The sequence below is a fragment of the Pedobacter nyackensis genome (assembly GCF_032678475.1).
Classification (GTDB): domain Bacteria; phylum Bacteroidota; class Bacteroidia; order Sphingobacteriales; family Sphingobacteriaceae; genus Pedobacter; species Pedobacter nyackensis_A.
In genome coordinates this window covers 1889940-1911427 of record NZ_JAVTSF010000001.1, presented here as the reverse complement: position 1 = coordinate 1911427, position 21488 = coordinate 1889940, and the positions used below count along the sequence as shown (strand labels likewise).

The 21488-nt window shown below is 38.2% G+C and carries 14 protein-coding genes; 1 reads left to right on the top strand and 13 read right to left on the bottom strand.

Going from position 1 to position 21488, the window contains the following annotated elements; genetic code table 11:
• Positions 1–172: 172 nt before the first annotated feature.
• Positions 173–1153 carry an acyl-ACP desaturase gene (locus R2Q84_RS07605; RefSeq protein WP_316815938.1) on the top strand — a complete coding sequence of 327 codons (981 nt, stop codon included), beginning with the start codon at positions 173–175 and terminating at the stop codon, positions 1151–1153.
• 95 nt (positions 1154–1248) lie between these two features.
• On the opposite strand, the gene R2Q84_RS07600 is transcribed toward R2Q84_RS07605, so the two are convergent.
• From R2Q84_RS07600 to rpsA, 13 genes are all read right to left on the bottom strand, one after another.
• Positions 1249–4641 (bottom strand): methylmalonyl-CoA mutase family protein, encoded by a 3393-nt coding sequence (locus tag R2Q84_RS07600; protein WP_316815937.1) that lies wholly within the window; start codon positions 4639–4641, stop codon positions 1249–1251.
• Positions 4642–4789: 148 nt separating this feature from the next.
• Positions 4790–6448, bottom strand: coding sequence for an alkaline phosphatase PafA (gene pafA, locus R2Q84_RS07595; RefSeq protein WP_316815936.1), 1659 nt, complete (start codon positions 6446–6448; stop codon positions 4790–4792).
• A 130-nt stretch (positions 6449–6578) separates the two neighbouring features.
• A complete protein-coding gene (locus R2Q84_RS07590) occupies positions 6579–7865 on the bottom strand; it encodes a folylpolyglutamate synthase/dihydrofolate synthase family protein (RefSeq protein ID WP_316815934.1) in 1287 nt (428 codons plus the stop codon).
• A 39-nt stretch (positions 7866–7904) separates the two neighbouring features.
• The gene (locus tag R2Q84_RS07585; protein ID WP_316815933.1) at positions 7905–8726 is read right to left on the bottom strand and encodes an energy transducer TonB; all 822 of its coding nucleotides are present in this window, start codon (positions 8724–8726) and stop codon (positions 7905–7907) included.
• Entirely contained in the window at positions 8726–9127 is a 402-nt protein-coding gene (locus R2Q84_RS07580; protein WP_316815932.1) for a biopolymer transporter ExbD, read from the bottom strand. The genes R2Q84_RS07585 and R2Q84_RS07580 overlap by 1 nt, the downstream gene beginning before the upstream one ends.
• Entirely contained in the window at positions 9127–9837 is a 711-nt protein-coding gene (locus tag R2Q84_RS07575; RefSeq protein WP_316815931.1) for a MotA/TolQ/ExbB proton channel family protein, read from the bottom strand. The genes R2Q84_RS07580 and R2Q84_RS07575 overlap by 1 nt, the downstream gene beginning before the upstream one ends.
• A 2-nt stretch (positions 9838–9839) precedes the next feature.
• Complete coding sequence (locus tag R2Q84_RS07570; RefSeq protein WP_316815930.1) at positions 9840–11255, bottom strand: SPOR domain-containing protein; 1416 nt, start codon at positions 11253–11255, stop codon at positions 9840–9842.
• 53 nt (positions 11256–11308) lie between these two features.
• A complete protein-coding gene (locus R2Q84_RS07565) occupies positions 11309–13012 on the bottom strand; it encodes a TonB-dependent receptor (protein ID WP_316815929.1) in 1704 nt (567 codons plus the stop codon).
• 11 nt (positions 13013–13023) lie between these two features.
• Complete coding sequence (locus R2Q84_RS07560; RefSeq protein ID WP_316815928.1) at positions 13024–16041, bottom strand: tetratricopeptide repeat protein; 3018 nt, start codon at positions 16039–16041, stop codon at positions 13024–13026.
• 169 nt (positions 16042–16210) lie between these two features.
• Positions 16211–17143, bottom strand: a complete 933-nt coding sequence (locus R2Q84_RS07555) for an aspartate carbamoyltransferase catalytic subunit (RefSeq protein WP_316815927.1) — start codon at positions 17141–17143, stop codon at positions 16211–16213.
• 1 nt (position 17144) lies between these two features.
• Positions 17145–17693, bottom strand: a complete 549-nt coding sequence (pyrR, locus tag R2Q84_RS07550) for a bifunctional pyr operon transcriptional regulator/uracil phosphoribosyltransferase PyrR (protein WP_316815926.1) — start codon at positions 17691–17693, stop codon at positions 17145–17147.
• Between the two features lie 142 nt (positions 17694–17835).
• Entirely contained in the window at positions 17836–19446 is a 1611-nt protein-coding gene (locus R2Q84_RS07545) for a beta-N-acetylhexosaminidase (RefSeq protein WP_316815925.1), read from the bottom strand.
• Positions 19447–19550: 104 nt separating this feature from the next.
• Positions 19551–21488 (bottom strand): 30S ribosomal protein S1, encoded by a 1938-nt coding sequence (gene rpsA / locus R2Q84_RS07540; protein ID WP_316815924.1) that lies wholly within the window; start codon positions 21486–21488, stop codon positions 19551–19553.

The window sequence follows — 21488 nt, the reverse complement described above, 5'->3', positions numbered from 1 at the left end:
TTTGAAAATACTTTTAATATTTTTTTTAACGGCTTAACCGCATTTTATAAACAAAGCCAAATTTTATCTTATTTGTGATAATTATATAGAACTAAATTGCGAATATGTGATACCCGTCACTTATTTTGTCCATTTTTTGGTTATCTTTGATACAAAATTAAAATATAAACTAATGAGTTTTTTCGCAGAGAAAAGAGGGGAAGTAATGGTGCACATAGAGAAGTATATGCTTGAAATGATGCATACCTACTTAAAACCGATTGATACAAATTGGCAGCCATCTGATTTTTTGCCTGATTCTACAAGCGAAACTTTTTTCCAGGATATAAAAGTGCTACGCGAAAATGCTAACGATCTGTCTTATGATCTGGTAGCAGTTTTGATAGGGGATACCATTACAGAAGAAGCCTTACCTACTTACGAATCATGGTTAGCCATGGTAGAAGGTGTAAGTCGTAGGGAAGACGGGGGTTGGATGAGATGGAACAGACACTGGACTGCAGAAGAGAACAGGCATGGTGATTTGTTAAACAAATATCTTTACCTTTCTGGCCGTGTTGACATGCGTCAGATGGAAATATCTACACAGTATCTGATTGCTGATGGTTTTGATATCGGTACCGGGCACGATCCTTATAGAAACTTTATTTATACCAGTTTCCAGGAATTGGCAACGAACATTTCGCATAGAAGGGTGGCTTCGTTGGCGAAAAAAGATGGTGATACATTATTGTCAAAAATGTGTGGTGTAATTGCGTCTGATGAGGCTCGTCACGCAAAAGCTTACAAAGATTTTATGAGTAAGATTTTTGAAGTTGATCCGAATGAAGCAATGATTGCATTTGAAGATATGATGCGTCAGAAAATAGTGATGCCTGCACATTTTCTTCGTGAAATGGGATTAAAAATTGGTCAGACTTTTGGTCATTTTACAGATGCAGCTCAGCGCCTAGGAGTTTATACTGCGATTGACTACGTTGAAATTATGCAACAATTAATTGAAGAGTGGAAACTAGATAGTATGCGTGATTTAAATGATGCAGGTGAAAAAGCCAGAGATTATATCATGGCATTACCTTCTCGTTTGTTGCGTGTTGCTGAGCGTATGAAAACACCTACGATGGAATATAAATTTAGCTGGATACATGCTTAGCTAAGACATATATATAAACAGAGAAGCCTGAATAATTATTCAGGCTTCTCTGTTTATATGGTATTAAGCAACAATTTGGGTTGCTTAATGCTTGTTTACATGTTTCTGCGATATTGTCCACCTACTTCGTACAAAGCATTGGAGATTTGACCTAATGAGCATATTTTGCATACTTCCATTAGTTGTTCAAATATGTTATCTCCGGCAACAGCTGATTTTTGAAGATGTTTTAAAGCAAGCTCAGCTTTATCCGCATTTCTGTCCTGGAACAATTGAAGTGCTGTGATCTGATATTCTTTTTCCTCTTCTGTTGCACGGATTACCTCCCCTGGTACGATTGTAGGAGACCCGTTTTTATTTAGGAATGTATTTACACCCACTATAGGGTATTCGCCTGTATGTTTCAAGGTTTCATAATATAAGCTTTCTTCCTGTATTTTACCACGTTGATACATGGTTTCCATAGCACCGAGTACACCTCCTCTGTCATTGATCCGTTTAAACTCAAGCAATACAGCTTCTTCAACTAAATCAGTCAGGTCTTCAATGATAAATGCTCCTTGCAGAGGGTTTTCATTTTTAGCAAGTCCTAGTTCACGATTTATAATTAGCTGAATGGCCATCGCTCTGCGTACAGATTCTTCTGTAGGTGTTGTGATCGCTTCATCATACGCATTGGTATGCAGTGAATTACAATTGTCGTATATCGCATACAATGCCTGTAAGGTAGTACGGATATCGTTGAAATCTATTTCCTGTGCATGGAGTGACCTGCCAGATGTTTGAATATGATATTTTAGTTTTTGGGATCTGTCGTTTCCTTTGTATTTGTTTTTAATAGCCTTAGCCCATATGCGACGTGCCACCCGACCAATTACCGAATATTCGGGATCTATGCCGTTAGAGAAGAAGAAAGATAGGTTAGGGGCGAAATCATCAATGTTCATCCCTCTACTCAAATAGTATTCAACAAATGTGAACCCATTACTGAGTGTAAATGCTAACTGTGATATTGGATTTGCACCAGCTTCAGCAATATGATATCCTGAGATAGAGACAGAATAGAAATTGCGGACCTTTTCGGTGATGAAATAACTTTGAATATCTCCCATCATCCTTAAAGCAAACTCTGTAGAGAAGATACAGGTATTTTGCGCCTGGTCTTCTTTTAATATATCGGCCTGCACAGTCCCACGTACTGTACTAATTGCATAGGAAGCTATTTTAGCATATACATCAGCTGGTAGTACCTGGTCACCTGTTACTCCTAGAAGCATGAGTCCTAAACCATTATTGCCCTCTGGAAGTTTGCCACTATAAGCAGGCCTTTCCTGTCCCTTTGATTTATAAATAGCTTTTATCTTTTCACTGACTTCTTTTTCGAGACCATTTTCGATGATGTATTTTTCACACTGCTGATCAATAGCCGCATTCATAAAGAAACCCAAAAGCATAGGTGCAGGGCCATTAATGGTCATAGATACAGAGGTTGAAGGTGCACAAAGATCAAAACCTGAGTATAATTTTTTAGCATCGTCAATAGTGGCAATACTCACACCTGAGTTACCGATTTTTCCGTAGATATCCGGTCTGATATGTGGATCTTCCCCGTAAAGGGTTACAGAATCGAAGGCGGTAGATAAACGGTGGGCGGGCTGACCCAACGAAACATAATGGAATCTTTTGTTTGTCCGTTCGGGGCCGCCCTCTCCAGCAAACATACGGGTAGGATCTTCTCCGTCTCGTTTTAATGGAAATACTCCGGCTGCATAAGGGAATTCACCAGGTACGTTTTCTGTTAAAAGCCAACGCAGGATATCTCCCCAGTCTTCATATCTTGGTAGAGAAACTTTAGGGATCTGTAGTTTAGATAATGATTCGTAAAACAATGGCTGTTTTATTTCCTTGTCCCTAACCTTATAAATGAAGTGTTCTTGTTTATATTTTAGTTTAGTTTCCGGCCATTGACGAAGTAGTCGTTTACATTCTCCATCTAATTGTTCTTCGAGGTGCGCATAAATGTCCTGTAATGGCTCAGTAAGATTTTTGCCTGCCGGTATATACGTTGTAGTTTTTTCGTCCTTAGACAAATTGATTACACCCTGAAGCTGGTATAACTTTCGGGCGATGTTACTTTGCTTATCAACCCATTCGTTGTAAGTTTGGCTTGATTCTGCAATCTCTGCCAGGTATCTGATTCTATCTGGGGGAATGATATAGATTTTTTCAGATTGCTCGCTGGTAAGTTCCATTTGAGCTTCAAATTTTACACCCGTCTTTTCTTCAATCTTATCGATCAATGCACTGAATAGATTGTTCATTCCCGGATCATTGAATTGGGACGCCATTGTACCGAATACAGGGATGGTTTCATCTTTCGCATCGAAAAGGTTGTGGTTGCGTTTATATTGTTTGCGTACGTCTCTTAAAGCATCTAACGCACCTCTTTTATCAAATTTGTTGATGGCTACAAGATCAGCAAAATCAAGCATATCGATTTTTTCCAACTGTGTAGCGGCACCAAATTCAGGTGTCATTACATACAGTGATACATCGCAATGCTCTGTAATTTCGGTATCAGATTGTCCGATACCTGATGTTTCTACAATGATGAGGTCATAACCTGCAGCCTTACAAATGTCAATACTTTCCTGTACATTTTTTGACAGGGCAAGATTGGCTTGTCTGGTAGCCAGGGAGCGCATATATACCCTGGAATTATTGATTGCATTCATACGAATCCTATCTCCAAGTAATGCACCGCCAGTTTTACGTTTGGATGGATCGACCGATATAATAGCTAATGTTTTGTCTTTTACTTCTATTAGGAATCTCCTTACCAGTTCATCTACTAAGGATGATTTACCTGAGCCACCTGTGCCGGTAATTCCTAAAACAGGCGCCTGACTACTTAACGTTAATTTCTTTAGTTCATTTACAAATTTTTGAGCTGCATCTGGGTCATTTTCCGCTACTGTAATGGCTGATGCAATGCTTTTTATATTCTTTTCCGGGATAGATTTGAGCTCACCGTTCAAAGCTTTTGTAGTGATGTAATCTGTTTGTTCCAGCATGTTATTGATCATACCTTGCAAGCCCATTTTTCGGCCATCATCAGGAGAGTATATTCTTGTTATACCGTATTCATGGAGTTCTGCAATCTCAGATGGTAATATTACGCCACCGCCTCCACCAAATATTTTTATATGTGGAGCACCACGTTCCTTTAGCAGGTCGTACATGTATTTAAAATACTCAATGTGCCCACCTTGATAGGAAGTCATAGCAATGCCCTGTACGTCTTCCTGAATTGCACAGTTCACCACTTCGTCGACAGAGCGGTTGTGACCTAAGTGTATCACTTCGGCTCCCGAAGATTGAAGGATTCGGCGCATGATATTTATTGTTGCATCGTGTCCATCAAAAAGGGCTGCAGCTGTAACAAAGCGGATTTTATGTTTGGGCTTATAGATTTCAATTTGCTCCATAGTAGGTTTTATAATCGGTATACAAAGGTAACAAAAACTGAGGGGAGGGACATAAAAATAGACTTTGCAAATACACTATGCTATTAAAACAAAAAGCTGTTCTGGTTTTTGTTCCAGAACAGCCTTTAATCATATTAAAATAGCTTTTTTATTGATGTGTTAGCTCTGTAATCGGTTCGCCAATACAGCCACTAGGCATTTGTATATGTAACATCGCCGCTAAAGTTGGAGCAATGTCAGTCATGTAATGTGTTTTGTTGGTTTTACCCGGTTTAACATTCCAGCCCATAAATACACAGGGGATATGTGCATCATATGGAGCCCAGGCTCCATGGGTTGTCCCTGTGTTACCTCCACTAAAGTAATTTGATTTCAAGATGTAATAGATATCGCCACTCCGGCTGTTGTTATAACCATAAGTCAGAGATTTCTTTACCTGCTCAGGTAGCGTGGTTACTGCAAGTTTACTCATATCAACCGCATCCAGCACTTCATTTTGAGCGCGTAGGGTTTCTATAATTTGAGCCTTTATGGCTTCGTAATCAGCTTTAGCTGCTTTAATCGCTTCATGATTAAGGTAGAACTGGCCATTCTCAGAAGCGATAATTGCTTTTTTTACTTTGAAGTTTTCTTCTAAACTAATGTTCAGATTTTTAAGTACCGGTCCTTCATTAAATGTTCCTCCGGGTAATTTGTTTTCTTTCATGAAACCTGGTACATGTGCTGCTCCATGATCGGCAGAAAGGAAGAACAAGTAATTACCTTTCCCAAATTTGGTATCTAAATAGTTAAAGAAATCTTCGAGATCCTTGTCCAGTCGCAGATAAGTATCTTCAGCTTCTACAGAATTCGGACCATATTGGTGACCGACGTAGTCGGTAGCAGAACAGCTAACTGCTAAAAAGTCGGTTGCATTATTTTGACCCAATTTTTCTGATGCTATAGCCAATTTAGCCAGATCAAGTGTCATGGTGTTTCCATAAGGTGTACTTTTTATGACTTCATAATTTTTACCGATGTACAGTTTTAATGGATGCGGGAAAGTAGGTGTTTGTTCTCCTCTGGTTTTTCCTTCATAGATTTTATTGTCAGCAGTACTTTGAGAATAACTTTCAACAGGGTATAATGTGTTCCAATTGTTTGCGAAAAACTTATCAGCTGGTTTCTGATTATTGTAATTCTGAACCCAGGACGGAAGTTGTTGCATATAATATGTACTGGTAATCCAGTCGCCAGTTTGTCCGTCATACCAATAAGCTGCATTTGCTGAATGTCCGGCGGGTAAGATAGATCCACGATCTTTAAGAGATATGCCGATTACTTTACTTTTGAAGTTTGTCGCTAAACGAAGCTCATCTGTAATGGTAGTGGTTAGCATATTTTTTGGCGACATTACGCCCGCTCTTGTACTGCTTCCCACTGTGGTTACATTTGTATCTTCTGCACAATACATAGTTCTCTTTAAAGTTTTGTCATACCAATCGTTTCCAACAATGCCATTGATGGCAGGGGTGGACCCTGTGTAAATGCTAGAGTGGCCGCATGCAGTGATAGTTGGCGTGTATGGTATTAAGGTATTTTCAGCCGAAAAGCCTTCACTAACGAGTCTTTTAAAACCACCATTTGAATACCTGCTGGCATATCTGTATAGATAATCCCATCTCATTTGATCTACGACAAGACCAACAATAATTTTTGGTCGTTTTACTCCTTCTGCTGATACTTTTGTTTTAGCCCCTTTTTGTTGGGCTACTGATACCTGTGTGATCAGGATAAGAGCGGTTAATAGTAAATAGATTTTTCTCATTGTGTGTTTTTTGTGTTTAGAAATTTTGGTAAGCTAATTTATCGTTTTTATATACTTACGGAAGTATCCATAGCTATTATTTTATCCTTAAATTAAGAATACCATAAAAAAACACTTTGTTCTTAATATTTTATAAGGCCTCTGCAACCACAAAGGTACTTCCACCAACAAAAATCAGATCGTTTATACCAGCGTTATTTTTGGCCGCATAGACAGCTAGGTTGACTGAGTTAAATATCTGACCGTTTAGATGGTAGTTTTTGGCTTGTTCTGCCAATTCTGATGCCGATAATGCGCGTTCCAATTCTGGTTGACAGAAATAATAGACTGCATTTGCAGGTAATAATGATAGGACACCACTGATATCTTTATCTTTTACCATACCGATAACCATATGAAGTTGTTCATATGGGGTATTCCTGATATTTTGCATCACCTCGGTAATACCTGCAATATTGTGCCCGGTGTCACAAATAATCAATGGGTTTTCGGCTATTTTCTGCCATCTGCCCTGAAGCCCTGTTAATGCTTTAACGTTTTTTAATGCAGTGTAAATATGTTCATCAGTTATGGCGTACCCTTTATGTTTTAAAACCTGAATAGCCTGTAATACGGTAAGCACATTTTTTAACTGATAGAAGCCGTTCAGGTCGAGCTGAAGATCCTTATATATTAGAACTGAATCTTTGTAAACAGAGGTACAAAGGTATTCGTTTTTTATACCCGTGTAATCGGTATGTAGTTCCTGATCTGCAAAAATAATATCGCTGCCAGTTTCTGTAGATTTATTTCTAAACACAGCAGTTGTTTCCTCTTGTTGCTCGCCAATTACCACAGGAATCCCTGGTTTAATAATACCGGCCTTTTCTACAGCAATTTTTGCTAATGTATTTCCAAGTATATTGGTATGGTCAAGACTGATGTTGGTTATTACAGAGAGTTCTGGAATAATGATATTTGTGGAGTCGAGGCGACCACCTAAGCCAACTTCTATAATTGCGATATCAACTTCTTCTTCTGCAAAATATGAAAAAGCCATTGCAACTGTGGCTTCAAAGAAGGAGGGATTTATTTTTTCAATAGCAATTCGCTGCTGGTCTACAAAATCAGTTACGAAGGTTTCAGGTACCATCTCTCCGTTTATTCTAATACGTTCTCTAAAATCTTTAAGGTGTGGAGAAGTGTATAGTCCTGTTTTGTAGCCCGCTTGCTGAAAAATTGCTGCCAGCATATGCGAAGTGGAGCCCTTACCATTTGTACCGCCAACATGTATGCTTTTAAATTTGGTGTGTGGATTTCCAAGGTTTTCGCACAAGGCGATTGTATTGTGTAGATCTTTTTTAAAAGCAACAGCGCCAATGCGTGTAAACATTGGCAGCCTGCTGTATAAATAATCAATGGTGTCTTTGTAATTCATTTGTGTTACCTGATAGGCAAAATTACCAAAGCTGTAGGACTATTTCACTTTAAAGTTGAAAACAACTACACCGATTTGAACATCTGGTGCAGATTCCGACTGCGATAACCTAGCACCCATTACTGCATCTTTACATTTTTGCCATAATTCTCTGTCGTTTAATGTCGTTCCTTTGACTCCAGGTTGAGCAGCAATTACAATTCCGCTTTTATTGATACTTATCCTTACGGCAATTTTTCCGGTTTTCTGGCCATCATCCTGAGGTAATACCAGGTTGGTGAATTTCCTTAATGCAATTGGCGTTTCTCCAAAACCAGAACCTCCTTCGCCATAATTGTTGGCTAAAGGATCGCCATTTACACTACCCTGATTACCTGGTGTAGTACCTGTACCATCACCAGCTCCGGTTCCTTTATTGGTTTTACCTTTATAAAGTGCATTTTGGTTGATAGCCGGCTTAGCGGGTTTTGTATCGGGGTTTGGTGTCGCAACAGGAGTAGAGGTACTCTTGGTTGTTTTCGTTTTAACACTTACCGCTTCCTCTGTACTTTGCGTTACAATTTCCTTATCACTTGTTTGTGCAGTTGATGTTTGCGGAGTCGGTTCCTCAATCACGACTTTATCAGGAGGTTGGTTGTTGGCATTTGGATCTGCCGAAGGTTCTTCGATGCTCGTATAATCCGTTCCCATACCTTCAACAGAAGTCCCATAGTTAACCACCATACCACCCATACCAGCTTCAACTTCTGGTTGAAACGTACCAATGGCAATAAAAAAGCTTAAAGCAAGCAATACCGCCATAATACCGGTTGATATTGCAAATGCTTTAGGATAGTTATTTTCTTCTTTAGGATAGGTCATTATTTCTTAGGTTCTACAGCTAGTACAACTTTAAGTTTCAATTTGTTTGCTACATCAAATACTTGCATGGTATTTTCAATAGAAACACCCCGGGCCACATATAGTACGATGGTCAGATCAGGCGAAGCTTTCTGATAAGTTTCAACAGTGGCTTGCATCTGATCCAGTGAAACTTTTTGTTTATCTACAAAATAATTTAGTTTCTCATCTATAGATACAGTAACGGTTTTTTGTGCTGAAGATTGCTGTCCTGACTCAGATCTCGGTAGTAACAATTTTACTACCTGTGGATTAACTACTGCAGATGCCAATAGAAAAAACAGCAACAGAAAAAACATGATGTCGTTCAGGGCAGAGGTATGTACCTCGACTGTCCCTTTATTTCTTTTGCGTAGATTCATTATTTACCTGGCTCCTCTAATAAATCAATAAACTCAATTGCATCTGTTTCCATTCTTAAGATGATACGTTCAACCATCATGTTTAAGATATGGTACAACACGTATGCAATGATACCGATAATCAATCCGGTAGCTGAAGTAATCATTTTGGTGTAAAGACCACCCGATATCGTTCCGATTTCGATGGCTCCTTTAATGGAAACATCATGGAAAATAGTAATTACTCCAATAATTGTTCCTACGAAACCAAGCATGGGTGCAATACCAGCAATAATACCAAGAACACCTATGTTTTTTTCCAATTTAGATACTTCCAGCTTACCATTGTTTTCAATGGCAGCTTCAATATCCTTAATTGGCCTTCCAATACGTTTTAGTCCTTTTTCCAACATCCTGCCTAAAGGTGAATTGTTGTTCTTGCACAAGGCAATTGCATTGTCTAATCTGCCATCGTGAATATATTGTTTAATCTGAAGCATTAAATTAGATTCTGTTTTTGATGCTTTTCTAATTGTCAGGTATCTTTCAACAAAGATAACAAGACCCATAAATGCTAAAAAAGCAAGAGGAAGCATAACCCAGCCTCCTTTTAATAAAAGATCTATAAAGTGTAATTCCGGGGTCGCCGGAGTAACACCTGGATTTAGGGCATTTGCGGTATCAGTAATTTGTGTAATGGTATCAGTGGCACTTTGAATTAATGCGATCATAATTATTTAGGATTGTTTGTGTGTCTAACCTTGTAAATGTAAATGCCTGGAATTTTCGTTGTTTTTTTCAGGACTTCCAGTTCTTTTTTAGCAGTTTCTTCATCAGTGAAAGAGCCAATGCTAATTTTAACTCTTCTGCCTGGCATATCTGCTACCTTTGCAGGAATGCCTTTCTTTTTCATATCAGCAAGAAAATTATCAGCTTCTGTTTGATTAAGTAGGGATGCGGCAATAATTTCATAAGTCACATCAGATGTACTTGCAACAGGAATAGCTTTTTTAACAGCAATTGAATCTTTAGCCGAATCCGCTGCAAGGATTGCTCTTTCATTGCTTTTTCTAATGCTATCCGCAAGTGCTATGGAATCTATTTTAATTTGTTCAATATCCTTAACGATTGTTGTAGTATCAGGTACTGTTAGAGGTTGATCAGCCGATTTCTTAATAAAACTATCAAAAAGCTCTGGTTTTGCCAGGTAAGCAATTCCCGCAAGTAGTATAATAGCTGCCAGGGCAATAATTACTTTTAGATAAGCTGGCATTCCCGTTTTTTCCTGGTCACTATAATCCAGTGTAAAATGGACTGTCTCAGCGGTTTTTTCTATATTTTCAACAGGTTCACTGGCTTCGGTTATATTTTCTGGAGTTTCTATAACAGGGACCGGTTGGTTATGTTGTATTTCAACCGGAGCGGTTGCTTCTGCTATTTCTTCATATACAGGTTGCTCATCATTCTGGGTTTCTTGTTCTGCAACAGGAAGCTCTGTACTATCCAGATGTGAAATGAGGACATCATTTTCAGCAGGTACATTTATAACCTCTTCAATTTCTTTTTCGGTACCATCGCGTAGGTCAGCGTTGTTGTTTTCCAGCTCGAGCTGTTCCTCTGTTACCTGAGGCTGCACTATGTCAGGCCCGACAATTTCAATAGGGGCTACTTCAACCTGTTCGATTTCATTCTGTCCATTTTCTACTGAAGGTTGGTCCTCAAAGATTTCAATTTTGTCAGTGTTCGGTTCTGTCTTTAAAGTAGGTAATCCATAAAAATCAAAACCTAAATTGCTGTCTTGCTTAGGAATAAAAGTAAGACTACCTGTGGTAGTTGAGAAAGTTCCAAGGTCACCAAAGTCTGATTCCTGGTGACCTGAAAGTTCGTCTAGAATATTTTGAGAGAACTGTTCGACAAAGTAAGTTGCCGAATCAACTGTGATGTTCTTTTTCTTACTGATGAGTTCGGTTAGCAATGTATGCTCCTTTAAATCAGAAGTAAAGCCCAGCGTATAGCTCGGCGGCAAAAAAGAATGCGTATTGGTATCATACCTCCCTGGAGATTTCCTTTTATAAATAGTACCCAGTCCGGGAATTCCCACTTCTTTATGGGTTTTTATAAGTGTTGTCAGGTATGATAATATATCCATTCTGGTAAAAATAAATTTTAATTCCGTACCAAGCAATTATTAATTGAAAAGCATTAGAATGAGTATGATATTCCACCAAATATATTCATGCCAATTGCTTCGTAGTATAAATATTTGCTGTATTTTTTATTAAATAAGTTGTTTGCTTTTGCGAAGGCCGAAAACTTGTTGTTGATTTTATAACTTGCACCTATACCAAGATCTATAAAGCCTTTCACTGTGATCACAGTTTCGTTAGCTAAGTCAGGTGTGAAGTAAGGATTGGCAGGAGCAGCAGTATAAATTTTTGCTTTACTATCACCTTGCATAGCCACCGCAGCATTAAAGGTAATTTGCTTGGTCACCGCATACATAAAATCAGAGCTTACGCGCATAGTTGGTTTGAACCAGCTTTGTGTTTCAGCAGCAGGTTTGTAGTCTTCAATGTTCAGTTTGCCTGTCCATTTCAAGGCATCACTGATCTGCACTGAAATTTCACCTTCAAGTCCGCTCAATTTCATGGTTCCGAAGTCGTAAATCACATCAAACTTATTAAAGTCAGTAAAGTTATTTACAAATAGGGGCATATCTTCAATTTGTTTGTGATAGAACTTAGCTTTATAGCCAAACCCAGGACCACCTGTTCCTTTGATGCCTCCACTGATACTTAGCTTTTCAATCGAATTTTTGATATTAATGTTGCTATTTAAGAACGGATTTTCGTCTGTTAGTAATTTTAAAGAATTACGGTTTACGTCACCTTTAACTTCTCCAAAAATCTGTAGATAATCAGGTATTAAAGTAAAATCTGCAGTTACAGCAGGGAATATTCTGCTGGAAGAGAATGCGCCAAATTCCTGTACAAAGTTTATACCTGCATTAATTTTAACGCCGTTGGTTTGTAGTCTGATGTAAGGATTTAGTTTTAGTAAATTGTTGCCGAAGCTTGTCAGTACATCTTTTGTTTTTCCGAACTCCACTGAACCGGCAAGTCCTAGATTTAAGCTGCTGATGCGTTTGTTAAGGTATGCATTTAATACAATTGAGCTTTCTTTAGCTTTATACTGATCGCTCCAAACATATCCGTTTAATTTTGCAGCATAGCTTAATGCATCTGGATCTTCAGTGAATTTATTTACTATTTCACCTTCAGCTTCGATAAAGCTTAGCGCTTGTCTCGCAGGATCTGTGTTGAATGTTGGGCGGGCATTGTCTACACCATAAAAGTATAGACCCTGTCTTTGGAAATTTAATTTTCCGGTCATGGTTACCTGATCACCAATACTTCTGCCAAAAATGCTTAATTGTTGCTGGTTGGCGTTTTGTTTATTCAAGCTTCCCGACTGTCCAAAATGTTTGAAAAAGGCACCAGCTTGTAAAGCTTCGTCTCTTCCAATATTTACGTAGGCTTCAGCAAGTACAGTTCCTGCAGAACCCAACGCACCTTTCACGTAGTTGTTAATCAGCTCAGCTTCTTTTTGAGCAGCAAGCTGCTGTGCCTGTAGTTTATTGATATCCGAGTTCAGTTCAAGCTTTCTGTCTGTCAGGTTATAATTGAACTTCGCTTTGTAGGTTTTAACATCATTCAAATCAGGGCTTCTTCTTAATTTTACCGCTTCGGCCAACACTGGTTTGTATGGACGTACTACCTCGATTTCTTCAGTTACGGCTTTTTCTTCCTGTTTTTTTTCTGTTGTTTTCGGATCTTGTGCCCTTGTATTTAAAATTCCTGCTGTAATAAAAAATAGGGTTGTATATATTAATCTGGTCAATCTCATGTCGCGTGGTCTTATTTAATTTTTTCTAATTTAGCTTTGGCAGTAGGTACAATGTCATCCTTACCATCATAGTTATCTATAATACTCAGCAGCGTGCTTTTTGCCTGTAAATTGTCTTTAAGGGCAACATAATTGTCGGCCAGTAATATAAATGCCTTAGCTACCCAATAGTCGTAAGAAGGCATGTTATTGATCAGATCAAAACAAGTTTTTGTTGATGTTTTATACTCACGTTTAGCGTATTGTACTGCAGCCAGATTGTACTTGGCTTCAGCGGCTGCAAGTGTTTTCGTTTTACTCACGACACTGTTAAACGATTTTACAGCAAGTGTAGTGTCAGCTTTCAATAAATAAGCCTTTCCTGCGTAAAGGTCAACGCTATTTTTCTCTTCTTCTGAAGCTTTATCAGATTCTTTAACCAACTGAACATATTTTAGTACATCATCCGGCATGTTCAATTCGTTGTAAGCTTTTAGCAAATTGTTTAAGGCATAAGTGTAATGCACTTTATAATCTGCAGTTGTTTCCAGACGTTTCAAATAAACAATGGCTTCATTGTATTTTTTCTGATCAAGGAATAATTTGGAAATGCTCACCAATGAACGCTCAGTATAATCACTTGTCCAATCGTTCAAAATATATTCATAATCAGGGATGGCATCATCGGGACGACCTAATTTTACCAACGACTCTGCTCTGATGAATTTTGCTTCCTTATCATGTATAGCTTTAGGGAACTTATCAAAATATGCGTTAACGGCCTCAAATGCTCCTTTAGCGTCTCCTTTTAGATAAAGGTTATTTGCGCCCTGAAATAGAATGTTATCCTGCTCTGCAGCCGAATAGTTACCTAGTGGGGTAGTTCCTGCATAGCTGATGAAACCTTGTGAGTCACCTTTGTCTACATAAATATTTTTTATAGATTCTAATGCTTGTTTAGCTTCTTCGGTACTTGCATAATCTCTGATGACCTTTTTGAATGATTCCAGTGCTGCATCATCCTGATCCTGGTTGTATTGTACCAGGCCAATAGTTACCAAAGCACGTGGGACATAGCTACTGTTAGGATATTGACTTACCAAACTGATCAGATCGGATTTAGATTTGTCTAAGTCGCCTTTGTTGAAATAGGTATAGGCCATTTCAAAACCAGCATCATCTGCATAGTTTGAAGTCGGGAATTGTTTCAGCAAGTTTTCCATGGTTGAAATTTTTGCGTCATTTTGATTCTCCAGACCTTGTATCATACCTCGTTGAAACAAAGCGTAATCCTCTCCTGTAGATCTATTTGCTATGATTCTGTTATAGTTAACCAATGCATTGCCATAGCTTTTATTCACAAAATAAGAGTCGGCAAGTCTGATCGTAGCATCGTTTACTGTTTTTTGATCTTTATCGTTGCCCCTTAGGAAGCGTTCGAAATAGGTTGCAGCTTTTCCATAACGTTCATCTTCAAAAGCTGAATAAGCAAGGGCATAGTTAGCGAAATTGTAAACACCGGTTTTACTTGCTCCCGGCATATCCAGAAAAGTTTCAAAATGTTTAACCGCTTCTCCAAATTTTCTAAGTTCATAACTCGCTTCTGCTTTCCAGTAAGTGTTCAAGGCCAGAATCTCCTCATCCTGGGGGAATTTTTCGGAACGCAGAAACATAGAAAGTGCATTAGGGAATGCTCTTTCATTGTAAAACTCCAGACCTCTAAAATAAGTTACCTTCTGATAAGCTTCTTTAGCTTCAGCCGATTTATTTTGTATAGGCTCTAAAATGTCAATTGCTGCCTGGTAGTTTTTACTGGTCAGTAATATCTCGCCAAGCAAGGTTTTCGCTTCGTTTATTTTGCGTGAAGATGGAAACTGTTTTAAGAAGTTTTGTGTGGCTTCAAGAGCCTGCTGATTGAACTCAAGTTCATAGCTTAATCGTGCATAGTTGATCCATGCTTCTTCCTGGATAATTTTATCGAAGTCAAGTCTTGATGCCCTGAAGAATGCACTTCTGGCTTTCTCCTTATTTTTCAATTGCAGGAAGGAACGGCCTAACGTGTACATTCCGCTTTGTAAATAAACATCATCTGTATCAAGCTTTTCCAATACACTAACAGACTCGGTATATTTTTTTAGTTCAAAGAGTGAATATCCATATTGATAAATGAAGAGGTTGTTTTTATTATTTGATTTATCCTTGGAATAAAAATCTCTGAAATATTTTTCTGCATTTGGATAATCTGATTTAGCAAAATAAGACGCAGCAATAAGGCTAAGCATTTCGGCTTCATATTGCTGTTTTGACGTTTTTAAAATCGGAATTGCATAATTAATCACATCGTCATAACGTTCATCGAGGTAGTACATTGATGTAATGTAGTAAGGATAGCTAGCTTCATAAGTAGGTGACCCTTTTAATTTCTCGAAATTGCTTAATGCTGTTTTGTATTCTTTATTCAGATAGTTTATATATGCAAAATAATAAGTTGCACTTTCCTGAAAAGGTGATTTTTCCTTTTTAACGGCTTCAAACAAAGGCTCTGCTTTTTCAATATCTTTTAATTCAAAATAGGCATAACCTTGTTTAAATTGATATTCCAAACGCTGTTTTCCTGAAAGGGTAGAAGGATCTGTTTTTTCAAACCACTCAAGTGCTTTCTGATAGTTTTTTTGATCAAAATAAGATTTACCTACATGAAAGTAAGCTAATTTTGTATTGGGATTTAACGGGTAGTCTTTAATGAAGTTTTGAAATAAGCTTTCAGCATCTCTGTTACCAAGTTCTAAAGCGCATACAGCTGCATAGAACTTAGCATTTTCCTTAAGCATGGATAGCTCTGCATTGCTCTCAGGTTGTGTACCTGGTTTTTGTCTCTGCTGCTCAACCAGTCTGAACTGTTGTGCTGCTGCGACATATTTCTCATTATCCAGTAGTTCAAGGCCCGTTTGGTAATTCTTGTTCAGGTTAACTAGTACACTTGTTTGGGCATATCCGGCCGTAAAGCCGCCTGCTAACAGTAGCGGAATAAAAAAGTATTTTTTTGACATCTGATTTCAAATATGGTTGGTACTAATATAAAAATAGTATTGTGTCTTATTAACATAAGAAATTAACATGTGTTGATAACACAGGTTTAACGATTATAAAAGAAAGTTCGTATTGATCCTTAAAAAATATTCGATTAATATTATTTAGGGATGGGACCGTGGTCAGAGCTTAGTCGTTTTGAGCGGCAAGGAGATATAATACTGCCATACGAACAGCTACGCCATTCTCCACCTGGTCAAGAATGATCGATTGTTTGCTGTCAGCCACATCACTTGTGATCTCTACACCACGGTTTATAGGGCCGGGATGCATTACGATGATTTCTTTATCCAGATTGTCAAGGATCTGTTTATTCAATCCGTACATCATGGCATATTCCCTTAAAGAAGGAAAATATTTAATGTCTTGTCGTTCCAGTTGTATACGAAGCATGTTCGCTACGTCACACCAATTTAATGCTTTGATCAGGTTGTGCTCTACTTTTACACCTAAGCTTTCAATGTGTTTAGGGATTAGGGTGGTTGGTCCACATACCATTACTTCGGCTCCTAGTTTTTGTAGACAAAGAATATTCGAAATGGCAACTCTGGAGTGTAAAATGTCACCAACAATCACTACTTTTTTGCCTGCTACATCACCCAGTTTCTCGCGTATAGAAAAAGCATCCAGCAGTGCCTGGGTAGGGTGTTCATGTGCACCATCTCCTGCATTGACAATTTGCGCTTTGATGTGTTTGCTTAAGAATTGACCTGCGCCAGCATAGGGATGGCGCATTACGACCATGTCAACTTTCATGGCCAGGATATTATTTACGGTATCAATTAGTGTTTCACCTTTACTAACAGATGAAGACGAGGCAGCAAAGTTGACTACATCAGCAGAAAGTCTTTTTTCGGCCAGTTCAAAAGAGAGTTTCGTACGAGTTGAGTTTTCGAAAAATATATTGGCGATGGTAATATCCCTTAATGAAGGAACCCTTTTTATAGGTCTGTTGATTACATCTTTAAAATTATCGGCAGTCTCGAAGATAAGTTCGATATCATTCCGGTTAATATCTTTGATACCTAAAAGATGTCGGGTTGATAATTTTTCTACTGCCATATTATTTATTGCTTTCTGATATTAAGATAACTTTGTCTTCTCCTTCTGTTTCTTTCCAACTCACCCTTACTTGTTGCGAATCAAGTGTATCTACCTGTTGCCCGATGTAGTCTGGTTCAATAGGTACATGTCTTGAAAAGCGTCTGTCAATAAGGACCATCAACTCTACTTTTGCAGGCCGACCGTAAGCTAGTAATGCGTCTAGTGCTGCGCGGATAGTCCGTCCAGTCCACAATACATCGTCAATTAAGATTACGTTTTTTCCTTCAATGATAAAATCTATTGTATTGCTACTTGCTGAGACCAAACCGTCTTTTCGTCTGAAATCATCTCTGAAAAATGTAATATCCAGATTACCTTTTTGGATAACGCTTTTTTTCAGGACTTCAGATAATTCGTGTTTTACTCTGTCGGCAAAGTAGCTGCCACGTGGCTGTATGCCAATTAAAACAGTATTAGAAAAATCGTTGTGATTCTCAATTAATTGGTGACAAAGTCGCTTAATTGTGATCTGGAATTTTTGACCGTCTAGCAGGGTTCGTTTTTGCATTGACTTAAAGATTATGCAAATATAGCCAAATTTTGTAACCTCAAATACATAAATGCGCTTTTAAATTTTAAAAATGTAAAATGTATGGGTACAGCCTTGTGCTTAAATGCTTTATGTGTTTAAATGGATAAATAATATTTTATTAAGGATACAAATTGGTTAGGTAGCGTTTGCTGTAATTGATCTTCATCAAATCGTAACGTTTAAATTGGGTTTTTAATCTGTTTTGGAAGTCTTTATAGTTTCTTTTCTCTTTAGGACTCCACAGTACTTCACTCAAGGCATCTAATCTGGGGAACAGCATATAGTTTAATTTAGCTGGATTGCTGATGTATTCGGACCATAAATTTCCTTGTGCACCCCATATGTATTTAGCTTCACTTACAGTTAAGGCTGTTGGCACGGGATCATAATCATATACGGTTTTTAAAGGGACGTATCTGGCGGCAGTAAGTGAGTCGTCTTTTAAAAACTGACTGTGATTGAAGTACATCATGTTTTCTGGTGTCATGATTACTTTGTGTTTTTGTTTTGCAGCAGAGATGCCTCCTTTTTCTCCACGCCAGCTCATTACAATTGCATTCGGTGCTAGCCCTCCATCCAGAATCTCGTCCCAGCCTATGATGGTTTTCCCTTTGCTGTTCACAATTTTTTCTATCCGGTGTATAAAATAGCTTTGCAGGGCACTCTCATCTTTGAGATTGTTGTCCTTCATTATTTTTTGTGAAACTGATGATTTTTTCCACCAGATTTTTGAAGCTTCATCTCCACCTATGTGAATGTAGGGGGAGGGGAATAGTGTAATAACTTCTGTTAACACTTCTTCAAGAAATTTAAAGGTTTGTTCCGTTGGTTGTAATACATTATTTAGCCTGTTGAAAATTCCCCAGGTTTGTGCTACTTCGTATTTTTTGGTAGGTTCAGTTCCGAATTCAGGGTAAGCTGCAAGTACAGCCATGCTGTGTGCAGGTACATCAATTTCCGGAATAACATTGATATAACGGTCGGCCGCGTACCTGATCACTTCTTTTACATCTTCCTGGGTATAATAGCCACCATATCTTTGTCCATCATTGCCGGTTCCCGGATATAAACCTATAATTGTACCATTGCGCCAAGCGCTAATGGCAGTAAGTTTAGGGTGCTTTTTTATTTCAATCCTCCACCCCTGGTCATCAGTAAGGTGCCAGTGAAAATTGTTCAATTTATGGAGGGCCAGGTAATCAATATATTTTTTGATAAAGGCGACATCGAAAAAGTGTCTGCTTACATCCAAATGCATTCCTCTATATGCAAAACGGGGATAGTCGACAATATTGACCGCTGGCAGTTTTAAAGATTTTGCGCTGGTTTTTTCAGCAGGAAGAAGTTGTATTAGGGATTGTACACCATAGAAAACTGCTTGTGCTGAGTTTCCTGTTATTTTAACGTCTTGCTTGTTAACGGATAGGGTGTATTGACCTTCTTTCGTGTTAATATGTTTATCAATAGATAGGCTGATTCCATGTTTGGTCCCTTTACTGTTTTTTTTTAGGTTAAAACCATAGTAGTTTAGCAAATACTCATTTAAGAAATTTGCAGGGTTAATTAGGGAGTCAGCCAGCAAAAGGGTTTGTGGGTCTAAGATAAAATGGCCTTCAGTTGTAGCGAATTTAATTTGAACAGGCTGAGGGATAATGCCGTTTAACTGTGCTGTTGTTGTTTCGGTAAAAAGGATACAACTTAATGCGAGCGCTGAGATTATCTTCTTCATAAACTAATGAGGTCTTGTCTTGAACAAATATCGGTAAGGCTGCAAAATAGCAAAAAAAAAGCATCCCGGTTAGGGGATGCTTTTTAATATGTAAGCTTTAAAGATTACTCGCCTTTTTTGGCTTTGTTTTCTTCACCTTCCATTTGTTGTTTTAATTGTGCAAGCACGCCTAAATCACCTAATGTAGATTTTTCAACTGAATCTTTAACTTTTTTCACTGCACTGCTAGAAGCTTTAGCTTCTTTTTTCTTAGCGTTACGCTCTTCTGCAACAGCTTCAGCTTTAGCCTCTTCCCAGATACGGGCGTGAGAAACAACGATACGTTTAGCATCTTTGTTAAACTCAATGATTTTGAAGTCATTAGTTTCTTCAGCTTTGATAGTACCACCATCTTCTTTAGCCATGTGTTTAGTTGGTACGAAACCTTCTACACCATATGGTAAAGCAATAACAGCACCTTTATCAGTTACTTTAACAACAGTTCCCTGGTGGATTGAATCTAACGTGAAGATAGTTTCAAAAGTATCCCAAGGGTTTTCTTCTAATTGTTTGTGACCTAAGCTTAATTTGCGGCTTTCAACGTCTAATTCTAATACAACTACGTCTAATGTATCACCAACTTTAGTGAATTCGTTAGGGTGGTTAACTTTTTTAGACCAAGAAAGATCAGAGATATGGATTAATCCGTCGATACCTTCTTCGATTTCAACAAATACACCGAAGTTAGTCATGTTTTTAACTACTGCAGTATGTTTGCTTCCGATAGGATATCTTTCAGCAACATTTTGCCAAGGATCTTGAGTTAATTGTTTGATACCTAAGCTCATTTTGCGATCGTCTCTGTCTAAAGTTAAAACTTCAGCTTCGATCTCATCACCAACTTTCAAGAATTCTTGTGGGCTGCGTAAGTTTTGTGACCACGACATTTCTGAAACGTGGATTAAACCTTCAACACCTGGAATGATTTCTAAGAAAGCACCGTAATCAGCAACAGTAACAATTTTACCTTTAACTTTAGAACCAACAGCTAAATTAGCATCTAAAGATTCCCAAGGGTGTGGAGTCAATTGTTTTAAACCTAATGCAATACGTTTTTTCTCGTCATCAAAGTCAAGAACTACAACATTGATTTTCTCATCTAAGCTCAATACTTCTTTTGGATGCTCTATGCGGCCCCAAGAAATATCAGTAATGTGAAGTAATCCGTCAACGCCACCTAAATCGATGAATACACCGAAGTCTGTGATGTTTTTAACAGTACCTTCCAATACCTGACCTTTTTCAAGTTTAGATACGATTTCAACTTTTTGGCTTTCTAAGTCATCCTCGATAAGGATTTTATGAGATACAACTACGTTTTTAAATTCGTGGTTAATCTTAACAACTTTGAATTCCATTGTTTTGCCCACGTATACATCGTAATCGCGGATAGGTTTGATGTCAATTTGAGAACCAGGTAAGAAAGCTTCAACACCCATGATGTCAACGATAAGACCACCTTTAGTACGGCTTTTAACAAATCCATTGATGATTCTGTCATTGTCAAGAGCCTCATTAATAGACTCCCATGATCTTTGGGTTTTAGCTCTTTTACGAGATAAAATTAACTGGCCGTTAGCATCTTCAGGGGCTTCCACGAAAACGTCAACTTTGTCGCCAACTTTCAAATCAGGTGTATCACGGAACTCTGAAGTAGATACTAAACCGTCAGATTTAAATCCTACGTTTAATACTACGTCTTTGTTGTTGATTGAAACAACAGTACCACTGATGATTTCACCTTGGTTGATTTGATTGAAAGTATCGGTATACATGTCCTCAAACTTCTTACGGTCTTCGTCACTGTAATTTCCGAATGCTTTGTCGTCTGCATCCCAGTCAAAATCTTGATCTGGAGTTGCTAATGATGATTTGATCTGTTCGATCGACACTGAATCAGCTTCTGACTCAATGGTTTCTTTCTCAGCCAGACGAGCGTCTGCGCCTTGTAATTCGGCTGTTTTAGCCTCTAGTTCTTTTTCTGCTACTTGTTTTTTAGCCAT

Coding starts and splice junctions, on each gene's coding strand:
- R2Q84_RS07555 (WP_316815927.1), bottom strand. CDS start 17,143: ATGGCAGTAGAAAAATTATCAACCCGACATCTTTTAGGTATCAAAGAT.
- R2Q84_RS07600 (WP_316815937.1), bottom strand. CDS start 4,641: ATGGAGCAAATTGAAATCTATAAGCCCAAACATAAAATCCGCTTTGTT.
- R2Q84_RS07575 (WP_316815931.1), bottom strand. CDS start 9,837: ATGATCGCATTAATTCAAAGTGCCACTGATACCATTACACAAATTACT.
- rpsA (WP_316815924.1), bottom strand. CDS start 21,488: ATGGCTAAAAAACAAGTAGCAGAAAAAGAACTAGAGGCTAAAACAGCC.
- R2Q84_RS07560 (WP_316815928.1), bottom strand. CDS start 16,041: ATGTCAAAAAAATACTTTTTTATTCCGCTACTGTTAGCAGGCGGCTTT.
- pyrR (WP_316815926.1), bottom strand. CDS start 17,693: ATGCAAAAACGAACCCTGCTAGACGGTCAAAAATTCCAGATCACAATT.
- R2Q84_RS07570 (WP_316815930.1), bottom strand. CDS start 11,255: ATGGATATATTATCATACCTGACAACACTTATAAAAACCCATAAAGAA.
- pafA (WP_316815936.1), bottom strand. CDS start 6,448: ATGAGAAAAATCTATTTACTATTAACCGCTCTTATCCTGATCACACAG.
- R2Q84_RS07580 (WP_316815932.1), bottom strand. CDS start 9,127: ATGAATCTACGCAAAAGAAATAAAGGGACAGTCGAGGTACATACCTCT.
- R2Q84_RS07565 (WP_316815929.1), bottom strand. CDS start 13,012: ATGAGATTGACCAGATTAATATATACAACCCTATTTTTTATTACAGCA.
- R2Q84_RS07545 (WP_316815925.1), bottom strand. CDS start 19,446: ATGAAGAAGATAATCTCAGCGCTCGCATTAAGTTGTATCCTTTTTACC.
- R2Q84_RS07605 (WP_316815938.1), top strand. CDS start 173: ATGAGTTTTTTCGCAGAGAAAAGAGGGGAAGTAATGGTGCACATAGAG.
- R2Q84_RS07590 (WP_316815934.1), bottom strand. CDS start 7,865: ATGAATTACAAAGACACCATTGATTATTTATACAGCAGGCTGCCAATG.
- R2Q84_RS07585 (WP_316815933.1), bottom strand. CDS start 8,726: ATGACCTATCCTAAAGAAGAAAATAACTATCCTAAAGCATTTGCAATA.